This window comes from Herbiconiux sp., assembly GCF_004297105.1.
In the GTDB taxonomy this organism is placed as follows: Bacteria; Actinomycetota; Actinomycetes; order Actinomycetales; family Microbacteriaceae; genus Herbiconiux.
In genome coordinates this window covers 1-13,336 of the sequence record NZ_SCVE01000010.1, presented here as the reverse complement: position 1 = coordinate 13,336, position 13,336 = coordinate 1, and the positions used below count along the sequence as shown (strand labels likewise).

Genomic DNA, 13,336 nt, shown 5'->3' with positions numbered 1-13,336 from the left:
TTTAGCCAGGCCCCTGTATTGAGGAGATCGTTTCACTGTGCCCAAGATCCTGATTGTCGGCGGCGGATACGCCGGTTTCTACACCGCCTGGAAGCTCGAGAAGTGGCTTCGTTCCGGTGAGGCCGAGGTCACGGTGGTCGACCCGCTGCCGTACATGACCTACCAGCCCTTCCTCCCCGAGGTCGCCGCGGGCTCCATCGAGCCACGTCACGCGGTGGTCGGCATCCGCCGTCACCTCAAGAAGACCCGCGTCATCGCCGCGAAGGTCACCCACATCTCGCACGCCACGAAGACGGCCACCATCACGCCGGTCGAGGGTGCGGGGGAACCGTGGGAAGAGGAGTACGACATCATCGTCGTCACCGCGGGCGCCGTGTCGCGCACGTTCCCGATCCCGGGTGTGGCGGATGAGGCCATCGGCCTGAAGACCATCGAGGAGGCCACGGCGATCCGTGACCGCATCCTCACCAACTTCGACAAGGCCGCCCTGCTGCCGGCCGGTCCCGAGCGCGACCGCCTGCTCACCGTCGTGGTGGTCGGCGGCGGCTTCGCCGGCATCGAGGTCTTCGCCGAGCTGCGGTCGTTCGTCTCCGCGCTGGTGGAGTCGTACCCCGAGATCGGCTTCGAAGACACGCATTTCCACCTCATCGAGGCCATGGGCCGCATCATGCCCGAGGTCAGCCTGCCGACGTCGCTGTGGGTCATCAAGAACCTCGCCGAGCGCGGGGCGCAGATCCACCTCGACACGCAGCTCAAGTCGGCCGTCGGCGGCGTGATCGAGCTCTCGACCGGTGAGTCGTTCGAGAGCGACACCATCATCTGGACGGCGGGCGTCATGGCCACGCCCGACATCAAGAACTCCGACCTCCCCATCGAGGAGCGTGGTCGTCTGCGCGTGCGCGCCGACCTGCGGGTCGAGGGCGACGACGGGATCGTCGAGGGCGCCTGGGGTGCCGGCGATGTGTCGGCCGTGCCCGACCTCACGGGTGGCGGCGTCGGCGGCTTCTGCGTGCCGAACGCCCAGCACGCGGTGCGTCAGGGCAAGCTGCTCGCGAAGAACATCGTGGCCGACCTGCGCGGCGAGGGCGTCAAGGACTACTTCCACAAGAACATGGGCGCGGTGGCCGGCCTCGGCCTCGGTGTCGGAGTGTTCCAGTCGGGCAAGATCGCGATGAAGGGCCTGCCGGCCTGGTTCGCGCACCGTGGCTACCACGGCCTGGCGATGCCGTCGTGGGAGCGCAAGTTCCGCGTGATCTGGGGCTGGGTGAACAACTTCTTCCTCGGCCGCGACAACGTCTCGCTCGAGGCCCGTGTGCACCCGCGCGCTGCGTTCGAGCAGTTCGCGGCCCGCCCGCGTCCGGCGGCGCCTGCGGCGGCTCCGGCCGCAGCCCCTGCGGCCCCCGCCAAGGCAGCGACGGCACTCGCCGAGAAGCCCGCGAATGCCGAACTGCCGGGCTCGCACTCGTCCGAGCCCGCGGCCACGGCCGAGGTCAACGGCGTAGCGGCGGTCGACTCGGCTCCGGATGCCCCCAAGGCCACGAAGCCCCGGGCCAAGGCTGCTGCGAAGACGGCTCCGTCGCCGGAGTAGACCTCCCCGTCACCTGCGCGCCGCGCATCCGCTCGCTCACCGCGTTCCGGATGCGCGGCGCCGCTGTTCCCGGCCCCTCCCGCTACGATGAGGGCGCCCGCCCCCATAGCCCAATCGGCAGAGGCAGACGACTTAAAATCGTTTCAGTCTGGGTTCGAGTCCCAGTGGGGGTACTGCATTTGATGGCTCTACTTGCTTGTCTTTGAGCGGAAGTGGCGTCACGATTGTCTCCGGTGCGGTGCCATTTGCCCACATTTTGCCCACAATCGACTTGGCTCGTGCCTGATCGAGGGCCTCGGAAACTGCGTCTAGATCGTCATCGAAGAGGTCGGCATAGGTGTCGAGCGTCATGGCTGCGGAGGCATGGCCAAGCATTTTCTGGACTACCTTCACGTTGGCGCCGGCCGACACAGCGAGACTAGCCGCGGTATGTCGGAGGTCGTGGAGCGTCAGGTTGGGAAACGAGGGCTGTATAGCTCGTGCCCTCTTCTTGGCGTACATGTACCAGCCGTCTCGGGTAGATGGGGTGACAAGGTGATTCACGCCATCGCCAAAGACCAGCTGGTCGAATCTCTTTCCCTCGCAGAGCTGCGCGAGTGACTCGGAGAGGAATGCCGGATAGGGAACGCTCCTAGCCTCGTGGCTCTTCGGGGTGCCTACGATGATGCGCCCCCGCACCCGCACGGCGTTCTCTCGCACATTGGCGCGCCGACGCAAGGTATCAAGGTCTCGCACACGCAGTGCAGTCGCCTCGCCCCATCGCAATCCTGTGTACGCAAGAAAGCGAACTAGTGTGCCGCGGTCATTCGCGGAACTGGCTAGCAATTCGACCTGATCATGTGTCAGGTATGGATGCGCCTTCTTCACCTTTCGAGGCAGTTCCACCCCTCGAGCGGGGTTGGTGGCAATCCGTCGATCCTTCACCGCGATGTCAAGAATCGCTGCGAGCACTCCGTAAGTGCGTATCACGGTCGAAGCGCCGCGGGGACCGGGTTTTGTGTGGGTTGTCTTAGCCGCGCCGACACCAAGGTCAGCGACCCACGCTTGCACCTCGGAATGACGGATCGAAGCGACTGAGCGGTCGCCCCACTGAGGTGCCACGTAGAGTCTCCACGCGAGTCGAAGAGGCTCCACTGAGCTGGGCTTGAGCCGAGCCTTTGAATTGAGCCAGGCTGGCCCTAGAGCACCCACCGTCACGCGAGCGGCCGTGGCGTCCACAAACTCACCGCGCGCGATCGAGACCTCGAGTGACGCCGCGAAGAGTTCCGCTTCGCGCTTTGTCTTGAATCCTCGCCGGTCTGTCTGTGTGTGGTCCGGTTTGCGGTAGCGAACACGGTACCTGCGGCCGGAAGCGGTTGCGTAAGAGCTTATGGTCGCCATTAGTCGAGGTGGCCGATCTGGCGGGCGCGCGCTATCCAGCGTGTGGCCGTCCGCTTGGGCAAGCCGAGCGTGGAGACGACGAGCTGATTTGGATTGCCGCCCATGATGCGACCCCAGGCGTAAATTCGCCCCACCCATTTCAGAACGTCATCGGTTGGGCCGGCCGCAGCAATCTCGCTTTGAAACTCGGTCAGGTCCAAAGACGCAAGTACCAACTCGAATCGCTCCCAGTCACCCTCCTCTGTCATGACTTCCGGATCACCTGACGCCGCAAGCCTGATGAGTGTTGGCAGTGAGACCTTATGGAGATCGGCAGTGGAAACCGCGCCGTCGGCGTCGATGACGAGCCGCTTCACGAGGTAAGAGAGCTCGGCACTGTCCCACTCCAGTGCTACCTCAAACGCCATGGGTTGATCACTGAAGACCACCCGGGCATGGATACGTGACGGAACACGCAGATCTGGTCTCACCGAAATGAGCGGGCCTAAGACTTCTTCACCCACGTGTGTCACAACGACTCCGCGAAGGGGCCGCGGCGAGTAACTCTCTTCATCCGTCACGATCTCATCTTATGTGGCCAACCTGTTGCATAGCTAGGCCACATTGATCTACTATCTGCGTGTGGCCAAGCAAAAAATTAGCTTGGCCACTGAAGGGAGCCAAACGTGGAGAAGTATCTCTCACCGCAAGAGGTCTGCGATCTCATTCCGGGGATGACTAAGTCGAACCTCGCGCACTTGCGCTATGTCGGATCCGGCCCGAGATACAGGAAGCCGACTGCTCGCACCGTGCTTTATCGCGAGTCGGACGTCATCGACTGGGTCGAGGCTACGGCTCGGCAGGGGACAGCAGCAGAGGCCGTCTGATCAGGGGGCAGGCCCGCCAATCGAAAACGGCCCCCGAGAGGATCTCACGGGGGCCGAAAGTACCAGTCTCACCATCCAAATGAAAGAGGCACCATGCTCACGTCAACAATAACTCACGAAGCGCCTATTTCCGAAGCATGTTCAATTTCGGGCTGCGACCCATCCAAGCACGACCCGCAAGCCGAGTCCGGAGCTCAGGAGCACGTCGTCTTCTACGACACATTCGACGACGACTGCGTACTGTTCGAGATTCGCTTCGTCGAACGACATTCAACATACGTCGCTTCGCTCTCCATTTCGGAGAGCGAAGGTGATGTCTCGCTCCACGAGCTTGAGGCCGAGATCGCGAAGTTCAACGAGTTTCCTTCCAAGCTCGTCGAGTGGCGCGGAGTGCTCAAGGAGTTGCTTTCCGGTAGTTCGAACATGTAAGGGCTGATCCGGCTGGCAAACATTCATCAAGCTCGTCTTCGGAAGGACCCACTGGGTGGGAGCACAACTGGTCTCACAGGCATACGCGTTCGCTGCAGGCCGCGACATAAGCGGCAACGAGATGCGCCTTCTTCTCTTCATGGCGCTATCGGCGATGGACGCGGACAACCCGCCGCGCTACTTCGCGTCTCGGGAGGAGTCCGCCTTCGCTCTTGGTCGCCGAGTGGTCGACGCATCTTGCGAAGATCCGGTAGCCCTGGCAGACCGTGAGGCGGCCTTCGCAAGGGTGAAGGTCGCACTCAGGGGACTAGTTCGAGCCGGCGCCATCCTGCGCGTGGTGAACGGCCGCAACGGACGTAGGTCTGAATACGCGCTAACCCTAGGTCGCCTCAAAGGGTCGGAAAGAGACCCCTAGCGAAAGTGAATCAGCTCGCTGTGCGCAGGAGTCTCAGGGGTACCTAGCCGGTCGGAATGCGACCTCCCAAAGGGCCGGAAAACGACCCCTCAAGGGGTCGGAAAACGACTGTTGGGGGGTCGGAAAGCGGCCCCCCAAGGAACAACGAGGAACAACAGGACCAGACAGAAGAAAAACCTCGGCTCGGGTGAGCACCTCACTTGGCCGGTTCAGATCCAAATCGAAGGGAGCTCCACCATGTACGAAGTCGACACCGGAATCCGATGCGAGACCCACGCCGGTGAAGTCTTCCCGCCGAGATGCGAAGAGTGCGCCGAGGCCGAGGAGGAATTCAGGCGCGACCACCCGGCCGCCAAAATCTACGTCCCCGGCTCGGAGTGCGAATTGCACTCCGACTACCCGATGCCATGCGATCGCTGCGAACGCGACGCAAGACAAATGCACCAAGCCCACGATGAAATGGAGATCAGATGACGACCACGCAGGACACGACGGGATTGCTTCGCAAGAGCATCCTCATCGCCGGCTCGAGCGGAGTGGAGCGAGATGCGCTCGACGGAAACGAGCAGTTCGCAGAACTGGCTGCATCCATCGATGAAGGCTGGCTCAGTTTCGTTGCCCAGTCTCAGACGCTCCGAGCACAGATAGACGAGATCGGTCCACGGTCTCGAAACGATCGAGCCGAATTAGCGGATGCCCGCGCACTCCTCGAAGCGACAGAGATTGACCTCACGCGCGCGGCCGAGGCGGCGATAGCAAGAGAGGATCAGGCAAAGCTCCGCCAGTGGGCGTTCAAGCTCGAGGAGAACGCACGACGACTGCTAGTCGAACGGGCGAACTCCTGGGTTGATGCCCACCAGTCGGAACTGTGTCAAGAAATCCAAGATCGCCGATCCGTGATCGCAGCGGCGATCTCCGAACGCGCGAACCTCCTCCACGACGTGTCAGCCCTGGAAGACATCTCATCCCGGCCAGACGCAGCAGCCGCCTACGCAGGAGCTTTGCCCCTGCTCGAGGAATGGCAGCAGTTATCGGTGATCCATCGCGGAGTCATCAACGGCGCGTCCAACGTCTGGACACACCTCGAGTTCATCAAGAACTACGCCGAGGTGTGGCCGATGTTCTACCTCCGCGTGCCGCTTGAGCGGACAGACAATCGCTGGGCATCTCCCGAGCGCTTGGACATCGACGGGACTCTTCTCGCGGCGATTCGGAACGGAAGCCAACCACCATGGGATGGCGATTCGGCGCTCGCCACGATCAAAGTCATCGCTAGCTCGGAGATCTGGACGCCCACCGCGTCACAGCTCAAGACGACGAGCGCCCGCATCGATCAGGACGCAACGGCAAGGCGATTTGCATTGACCCGTGACTATGCCGCGGCCGCAGAGAAGGCACGCCGATGACCGACGCGCCGGGCGAGCACGAGTCTGAGACGCCTCCGCCGTCGATGGCCGAGATGAGGGAACAGGCTGTAGAAAGGCTGAAGCCTTCCCGAGTCGCGCCGGCAGGAAACGGCGAGATCGGGAAAGCTCGCGAGTCCGCCCGGGAGCGGCTCCGCCGCAAGTAGCCCACGACTGACTGCGCGCGGGCCGCACTGCGCACAGTCAAGGGCGCCCGGCTGAGCTCACGAGCCTCCACCAGCCGGGCGCCCGACCTACCAATCCTCCAGACTCGCCGGCACCATCAGGTAGCGGGCCAGAACGGCGATACTCGGCAGATGCAGAACCAACTACCCGACGTCGCCACCGCCGCAGAGGCCGCCGAATACCTCCGAATTTCCGAATCCCAACTGATCGCCCTCGCACGAGAGAAGCGCATCGGAGTCATGCGAATTGGCCGCCGCACACTGTTTCCCCGGGCCGTGATTGAAGCCTTCATTCACGACCACACCGAACCTCCGGCACCCAACTCATGGGGCTTGACCGGCGCCCAGATCGACCGAATACTAACAGGCCGCGCGGAACGCACGACCAGAGGAAAGGGGAAATCTCATCATGGCGATATCCACACGTAGGGTCGCGGCTATCGTTGATCGACATGCGCTGGAGCGCCGCACCATCGCTGAGAAGCTGATACGGCTACTGCTAGGCATGTGGGGGTCTTTCGACGACTGGTACGACAGCGACTTGGTGACCGCGCAGTCAGCACGCTCATCCGTGTACGTCGACGCAGCGCTAAAGCAATCCCGCAGGCTGTCACGCGCCTACATGCTGGCTGTGCTGAGAGAGATTGGCGCACAAACGCCGACCCTCGATCCAATCGACGATCTGTACCCGCGAGCGAACATTGACATGCTCGAGGTCTACCAGCGGCCGGCCGTCCAATACCGCTACGCGCTCTCTCAGGGGAAGAGCGTCCAGCAGGCGCGCGACGTCGCAGAGAGGCGGTTGAAAGATCTGGTCGAGACCGACCTAGGGATCGTCAACAGGGACGAAGCGCGCGTGGTTATGAGCGCCGCGCCGCTCGTGATCGGCTATCGACGTGTGATCCATCCTGAACTCTCCGAGTCCGGTACGTGCGGTCTATGCGTGGTGGCCGCGAGCAACTACTACTCCAGTGACGATCTCCTCGACATCCACGACGAGTGCAAGTGCGAAACGATGCCGATCACCGCGGCAGCGGACCCCGGTCTGCAGCTCAATCGCGAAGACCTCGATCGAATCTACGAGGGCGCCGGCGGCAACGATCGTGACTCTCTCAAAGAGGTTCGCATCGCGATCGGAATGCACGGAGAGATCGGCCCCGTGCTCGTCCGGGAGGCAGACCATTTTCGTGATCCCGCGGAAATCGGACGAGCGCCATACTCGCCGCCCACGCCCGCACAGCAGTTCGAAAAGCTCAGCGAGCGTAAGGTGCTCATCGATCGAACGATCGACAGCCTGGAAGAGCGTCTCGCGAAGGGTGACGGAGATCCGACCAAACTACGAACGGCACTTCTCTCCACACGCGTGGTTGCCAACTCGATCAGCCAACGCCTGGGCGGCGCCTAGCTACTTCAGGATCGGCAGCTATCGATAAGCTCGCGGCATGATGAGTGTCCCCACGCCGGCGGCGACATCCGCTGCATCCGAATCAATCACCTGGGTAGCCCAACTGGAAGCCTGGGCCACCCTAGGCGCCGCAGTGGTTACCGCCGTGACCGGCATCCTGATTTACCTCCAGATTCGGCAGACACAACGTAGCGTCAAGGCAACGGAGTTGACTCTAGATCTGGCACGTTCCGAGCAAGAAGTCACGCGCAACACTCTGGTCGACAACGCGAAGGCCCGAATCGACGCCGAGATGCCACGGCTCACCGTAGAAGTCACTCATCAAGCGAAAGACAGCTTGGATCCCCTTCTGCGCGGACAGCGAGACGAAGATACGCTGGCTGATCTCTCCGTCATCCAGCCGGGAACGAAGTTCATCCTGCCGCAGGACGCGGCCCGCGAAATTGGGGTGCGCATCGGGATTGTCGTATCAAACGACGGCCCGCGCCGCGCACTGATCAAATTGGGCTCGGACCACGGAGACCGCAAGCTGCACGAGCACATGCTCGATGTAGGCAAGTCCAAGCACTTCTATCTCGAGCGAATCCACACCCTGGCGGCGTGGATTGAGTACGCGAAGCTGCACCTGGGTGACCCGAGCGAGCACGAAACGAGCAGTTGCGTGATTACGACAATCACCTATGTCTTCCCCGGTGACACAGGCGCGATCGAGAGACACGAAGTCATCCAAGGGGGCGCGATGCTCGTAAAGACACCGGGTAACGACGCTGGTTGGGAGATCGCGGAATTCACGTCCGGTCCCTGGGGATATCCCTCAATGAATGCAGTTGCGATGCCCTTCACCCGCGACTATTACGCATCGTTCATAGACGAACGCCGACTTTGACTACTGACGCCGCGATGGCGGCCCGCGCGAAATAGCCCCCAACTGCACGAGTTGCAAGGTAACCTTGTCATACATCTAAAAACCGACGCTAGGCGCGCTGGGAGACATTCCCGGCAAGCCGAACGGTGAACGACATGCAAGCCGAGCACGACTAGTCAAGTGACTAATCGGAGCTCGGTTTTTCCGTTCCCGAAGGTCACAGCATGTCGGCTCAGATCACCACCCCCACATCCCCACTGACGCCCGAGTCGCCCGAATGGCACGACTGGGCCAAAGCCTCCTACCTCGGCTTCATTGCCCTCAGAGACAGCGGACGAGAGCGGCAGGGCGAGTACCTCCGCCAGCAGGCCTCGGCGGTAGAAGACGACTACAAGTTCCTGTTCCTGGGAATGGTTCTAAGCGGCACCCTGGAGTTGGTCCGAAATCTGACCACGCTCATGCCCGCTCTCGAATCTTTCGTCGACTCGTACGTCGACGTTCAAACGATCGACATCGCGTTCAGCCAGACCATCGCGGCCAACTTCACCGAGACGGACTAGGCCAGTGGCCAAGTCGCCCGGAGGCAAGAGTGTCGGCCGCGTCTCCATTCGCGCGGTACCCGACTCCTCGCGATTCCGGGAGGACCTGAAGAAGTCGCTCGAGCGCATCGAGCGGTCGATGCAGGTCTCCATCAAGGCTGTTGTCGACGATGGGACTCTCCGAGAGTCGGTGCGGGACGCCGGCCGGAAGGCGCAGCAGTGGGCGAAGGAAACTCGCGCATCTGTGCCGGTGTCAGTGGACACGCTCGACAAGGTGTGGGCGCAGCGCCTCAAGTCGCAAGTCGAGGCAGCCGCGAAGACGATCGAGGCCAAGATCCCCGCCACGGTCGACGGTGAGCGGCTGCGCAGCGAGCTCCAGAACCGTCTCCGAATCATCAGCGAAAGCATGCACGCCACCATCGGCGCGACGATGACCGAAGAGGAGATGGCGAACTTCCGGCACAAGGTCCATCAGATGGTGGACAGCGTCGAGAAGGATGCGCTGCATATCCAGGTCGAGGCGGAGACGCTCTCCGCGAGCACCCGGCTTCGGTACCTCGCCCGCGATCGGATCGTGACGTTCTTCGCCAACGTCAACGAACCGTCGTTCGTGAAGGTGGCCACAGCCCTTGCAGCGCTTTCCGGCGGTCGGGTCGCTTTCAACTGGATCAAAGACATTGTCGATGGCGTCGCGAACCTCGACAAGGCACTTCCCAAGCTCAGTGTTCTACTCACGGGCCTCACCTCTCTGGCCTCGGTGCTGTTCTCCTCAGTGTCGGGACTCACGGGAATTGGCGCCGGACTCTACTCGATCCTGCCCGCGCTACTCGTGATCCCCGGGCTGTTCGCTGGTCTCGTCGCAACGGTGACGGTGCTCGTCGTGGCACTCAAGGACGCGAAGACAGAATTGGCCGAACTCGCGCCAGCCATGTCGGAGCTCTCCTCGATCATCCGAACGAACTTTTGGGCACAAGCACGGCAGCCGATCGTCGATCTGGTCACGAATCTGATGCCACAGCTGCGGGCTTCGTTCGATCGGACCGCGACGGCCGTTGGCTCCTTCGTGGGCAGCCTCGCCCGCTCCTTCGATACCTCGTTCTCGGGCGGGCGGCTCGAGGCGATCTTCGCTGGCCTTGCCGACTCACTGGACATCCTTGCCAGCGGATCTGATGGATTTGCAGGAGCCATCACGTCGCTCGGCATGGTCGGTGCACGGTACATGCCGCGGCTCGCGAAGTGGTTCGTCGATCTCGCCAACCGCTTCGACAAGTGGCTCGCCAAGGTGGCCAATGACGGTCGGCTCGACAAGTGGATGGACAAGGCTGTCAAGGCCATTTACGACGTCTGGGATGCTCTCACGGCGACGGGGCGCATCTTTGCTGGGATCTGGAAGGCCGCGGAGAACGCCGGCTCGAAAGGTCTAGCCGGGTTTGCTGATTCGCTCGAGCGAATCGCTGACGTAGTCAACGGGCCCCGCTTCCAGCGGACCATGACGGCGATCTTCAACGGCGCCGAGGCTGCAACCGAATCGCTTGGCGGGGCGCTCGAGTCTGTGGGGGATCTTCTCTATGATCGGCGGACCGATGTAGAGGCGTTCATCACGATCGCCGGCCGCGCCTTCTCGCAGCTCGTGTCAGACATTGCCGGGGCGCTGAATAGCCCGGAGATCGGCAAGGGTCTCCGTGACCTCATCGGCGGCATCGAGGATGGCCTTGCCAGCTTCGGGGACTCCCTTCCCGATATCGCCCTCGGGGTGGCGTCGCTGTGGAGCTTCGCAGGCGAGCTTGCCCGCCAAATCGGCCCCGTACTCGGTGCCGCCGTCAGCGGCCTCTCGGACGTACTCTCGCCGATCCTCGACTACCTGACAACCGAAGTACTCCCCGTCCTAGGCCCTGCACTCACGGACGCTCTCAACGATCTGAAGCAGCCCCTCTCTGATCTCAGCAGCTCGCTTCTGCCACTTCTGGGCGCCCTATCTGAATTTGCCGTCGACATCCTCCCCGGATTCGTCGAAGGCATCAAGGGGCTAGCCGGATACATCTCTGGGATCGCTTTCCCGATCTACGAGCTCTTCGGCACCATCATGGAGAACCTAGATGCATTCGTGAGCGATGATGCGCTGAACAAGATCCAAGACGCGGGTATTGCCGGCGAATTTGGCGAATTCTTCCAACAGATCTTCACGTTCACGAGAGATTTCGACGCCGGATGGGTCGGATTCTGGAACGACTTCGGCGCCAACTGGACCAACTTCTGGCACGGCCTCTTCGTCAACCTCGTCTCCGTCGTAGCCGACGGCGTCGCCATGATCCTCGGTTGGGCCCAGGGCCTACTGCAGGTAGGCACTCTCATTTCCGGTGTCGCGAGTCTGGCCATCGCCGCGTGGGGCCAAATGTGGGCAAATCTCCAGTCGACCGTGTCCAACGGCGTCATCGGGGTCATCGCAGCGGTCATGTCCCTGGGGTCGCGCATCCAGGGCGCGTTGTCGGGTGCCGGCGGTTGGCTCGTACAAGCCGGACGAGACCTGATCAATGGCCTCGTCTCAGGCATTCAGCAGAAGGTCGGCGCGGCCATATCCGCCGTCGTGAGCGCCGGCCAGCAGATCATCAACGGTGCCAAGGGGGTTTTTGGCATCCAGTCGCCATCGAAGGTGTTCCGCGACGAAGTCGGCGCACAGATTGTCGCCGGCCTGGTGCTGGGAATCAATCGCAATGCGCCGAGTGCAGTGCGCGCGATAGAAGGGCTCGTCACGGTACCGACCGGGCCGACTCTCTCGCCGAGCTTCGCCAGCTCAGGCCTCCAAACTGCTGCGACTGCTCAGGGCTTCACCGACCAGCAAATCGTTCTCGAAGGGGTCGGAGTAGTCGGCTGGCTCCGCCGATTGGCGAACGGAGAAGCGCGCATAGTTCTCGCTGAATTCGATAGCTCCGAGAGTCAAACCTTTGGTGCCGGCTACCGAGTCGGAGTGTAGTTACGTGCGCCCGGTGAAAGAAATTGTCGGAGGGGGGCAGGACAATAGCCTCATGCCGCTTCTCGCACAGCAGATTGTCGTCACAGTTCTAACCGTTGCCGCTTTCGTCTTGTCAGCCATTGGCCTCTGGGGTGCGCGTCGCGGAGCACGCAAGGCTGCAATGCAGATGGACGTCGAGCGCCAGCAGCGCGCCGACATTCGCGCGGAGTACGCGCGCCTTGGAGCGCTGGCTAAGAACGAGACGGGCAAGGACCGAAAGGCGGAGCTCGAGGCCGAGCAGGCGCAGTACTGGATGAAAGCGCACGCCGCCAAAGGGCTCGAGGCATGGAGCTACACAATGATCGAGACGGGACGAGAGCTCTTGGCCGAGCGAATGATTCGAGGGCTGGACAGCTCAAGTCGAGTCGACGTGATCTTGTTAGGTATCGGTCTCGTGTGCGGTCTTACTGCCGGTATTTGGGGAACGTGGCTTCCCAACGCGTAACGATTGGAGTCAGAAAACATGATGGTCGTGCAGGAGTACATAACCCTGGAGATGGCAGCCACCATCTACGACAAGTCCACGCGCACCATCCGGCGGCGCCTCGAAGCTAACCCCCGCATCAGCACCGGACGACAGGGCAAGGCGTTGGTGATGTGGATGCCAGCCCTGCACGCCGAGATGATGAAGCCAGTGAACAAAGGAGGCCGGCCGCGAGGTTCGGCACGGCCGCGCTGGAACTGACCCCCTTCCACGGGCCGCGCCCGACGCTCCGCCGCTAGTACGCTCGCGGTCATGGAGAGACCTGAAGCAAGCCTCGCTCGAGCATCTGGACGACGATAGTTGGCACACGACGCCGAGAGCTACCGTCGTGCACTCCTCCGTTCTGGACAGCAGCCAATCACCTTCTCGATGCCCGGCCCAGATCACGCAGGGCGAACAGCCGAGAACACGACAACCATCGCCGAACAGATGACGCTAGCCACCGAAGCACTCCAGGCCAGTGTGGTACTCACAGAGCAGGCACGCGAGGACGCCAAGCGGGCAGAGCGAAGGTCTCTAGCCATCTCTCTCAGCTCGATAGCCATAGCCGTGGCATCACTCGCAGTAGCAGTGGTCACCTCAGTTCTCTAGCCCACAGCCTCCCGCTTCGCGTTCTGCCGAACGCTGTGCGCCAAGGTCTGGGGGTACCCCACCGCTTCGCGTTCTGCAGCTCGCTGTGCGCAGGAGTCTGGGGGTGGGGTGGGTACCCCCTCCCCCCCCGGGGTCGACCCCCACCGCTTCGCGTTCTGCAGCTCGCTGTGCGCAGG

12 protein-coding genes and 1 tRNA gene are annotated in these 13,336 nt (G+C 62.3%); 11 read left to right on the top strand and 2 right to left on the bottom strand.

From position 1 onward, the window contains the following. Positions 1 to 37 precede the first annotated feature (37 nt). Both EPO52_RS05790 and EPO52_RS05785 read left to right on the top strand, forming a co-directional pair. A complete protein-coding gene (locus tag EPO52_RS05790) occupies positions 38 to 1,588 on the top strand; it encodes an FAD-dependent oxidoreductase (RefSeq protein WP_290803288.1) in 1,551 nt (516 codons plus the stop codon). 99 nt (positions 1,589 to 1,687) lie between these two features. Further along, a tRNA-Leu gene (locus tag EPO52_RS05785) sits at positions 1,688 to 1,761 on the top strand. Here the strand turns inward: EPO52_RS05785 and EPO52_RS05780 are convergent. Further along, the gene (locus EPO52_RS05780; RefSeq protein ID WP_363339474.1) at positions 1,721 to 2,968 is read right to left on the bottom strand and encodes a tyrosine-type recombinase/integrase; all 1,248 of its coding nucleotides are present in this window, start codon (positions 2,966 to 2,968) and stop codon (positions 1,721 to 1,723) included. The genes EPO52_RS05785 and EPO52_RS05780 overlap by 41 nt on opposite strands. After that, a complete protein-coding gene (locus EPO52_RS05775) occupies positions 2,968 to 3,528 on the bottom strand; it encodes a hypothetical protein (protein ID WP_290803285.1) in 561 nt (186 codons plus the stop codon). The genes EPO52_RS05780 and EPO52_RS05775 overlap by 1 nt, the downstream gene beginning before the upstream one ends. Before the next feature lie 399 nt (positions 3,529 to 3,927). Here EPO52_RS05775 and EPO52_RS05770 point away from each other — a divergent pair, with 399 nt between their 5' ends. The 9 genes from EPO52_RS05770 (at position 3,928) to EPO52_RS05730 (ending at position 12,770) form a co-directional block, all read left to right on the top strand. Beyond that, a complete protein-coding gene (locus EPO52_RS05770; protein WP_290803283.1) occupies positions 3,928 to 4,263 on the top strand; it encodes a hypothetical protein in 336 nt (111 codons plus the stop codon). Positions 4,264 to 5,148: 885 nt separating this feature from the next. Further along, positions 5,149 to 6,084 (top strand): hypothetical protein, encoded by a 936-nt coding sequence (locus EPO52_RS05765; protein ID WP_290803280.1) that lies wholly within the window; start codon positions 5,149 to 5,151, stop codon positions 6,082 to 6,084. Positions 6,085 to 6,398: 314 nt separating this feature from the next. Beyond that, entirely contained in the window at positions 6,399 to 6,695 is a 297-nt protein-coding gene (locus tag EPO52_RS05760; protein WP_290803277.1) for a helix-turn-helix domain-containing protein, read from the top strand. Beyond that, entirely contained in the window at positions 6,676 to 7,671 is a 996-nt protein-coding gene (locus EPO52_RS05755) for a hypothetical protein (protein WP_290803273.1), read from the top strand. Before EPO52_RS05760 ends, EPO52_RS05755 begins: the two co-directional genes overlap by 20 nt. A gap of 37 nt (positions 7,672 to 7,708) precedes the next feature. Beyond that, the gene (locus EPO52_RS05750) at positions 7,709 to 8,557 is read left to right on the top strand and encodes a hypothetical protein (RefSeq protein ID WP_290803269.1); all 849 of its coding nucleotides are present in this window, start codon (positions 7,709 to 7,711) and stop codon (positions 8,555 to 8,557) included. A gap of 203 nt (positions 8,558 to 8,760) precedes the next feature. Then, a complete protein-coding gene (locus EPO52_RS05745; protein WP_290803265.1) occupies positions 8,761 to 9,096 on the top strand; it encodes a hypothetical protein in 336 nt (111 codons plus the stop codon). A gap of 4 nt (positions 9,097 to 9,100) precedes the next feature. Beyond that, positions 9,101 to 12,046 carry a hypothetical protein gene (locus tag EPO52_RS05740; protein ID WP_290803261.1) on the top strand — a complete coding sequence of 982 codons (2,946 nt, stop codon included), beginning with the start codon at positions 9,101 to 9,103 and terminating at the stop codon, positions 12,044 to 12,046. A gap of 52 nt (positions 12,047 to 12,098) precedes the next feature. Further along, positions 12,099 to 12,530, top strand: a complete 432-nt coding sequence (locus tag EPO52_RS05735) for a hypothetical protein (RefSeq protein ID WP_290803257.1) — start codon at positions 12,099 to 12,101, stop codon at positions 12,528 to 12,530. An 18-nt stretch (positions 12,531 to 12,548) separates the two neighbouring features. Next, on the top strand, positions 12,549 to 12,770 hold the full coding sequence (locus EPO52_RS05730) for a hypothetical protein (RefSeq protein ID WP_290803253.1): 222 nt from the start codon (positions 12,549 to 12,551) through the stop codon (positions 12,768 to 12,770). The last annotated feature ends 566 nt before the right edge of the window (positions 12,771 to 13,336 follow it).

Coding starts and splice junctions, on each gene's coding strand:
- EPO52_RS05770 (WP_290803283.1), top strand. CDS start 3,928: ATGCTCACGTCAACAATAACTCACGAAGCGCCTATTTCCGAAGCATGT.
- EPO52_RS05745 (WP_290803265.1), top strand. CDS start 8,761: ATGTCGGCTCAGATCACCACCCCCACATCCCCACTGACGCCCGAGTCG.
- EPO52_RS05755 (WP_290803273.1), top strand. CDS start 6,676: ATGGCGATATCCACACGTAGGGTCGCGGCTATCGTTGATCGACATGCG.
- EPO52_RS05780 (WP_363339474.1), bottom strand. CDS start 2,968: ATGGCGACCATAAGCTCTTACGCAACCGCTTCCGGCCGCAGGTACCGT.
- EPO52_RS05750 (WP_290803269.1), top strand. CDS start 7,709: ATGATGAGTGTCCCCACGCCGGCGGCGACATCCGCTGCATCCGAATCA.
- EPO52_RS05760 (WP_290803277.1), top strand. CDS start 6,399: ATGCAGAACCAACTACCCGACGTCGCCACCGCCGCAGAGGCCGCCGAA.
- EPO52_RS05735 (WP_290803257.1), top strand. CDS start 12,099: ATGCCGCTTCTCGCACAGCAGATTGTCGTCACAGTTCTAACCGTTGCC.
- EPO52_RS05730 (WP_290803253.1), top strand. CDS start 12,549: ATGATGGTCGTGCAGGAGTACATAACCCTGGAGATGGCAGCCACCATC.
- EPO52_RS05765 (WP_290803280.1), top strand. CDS start 5,149: ATGACGACCACGCAGGACACGACGGGATTGCTTCGCAAGAGCATCCTC.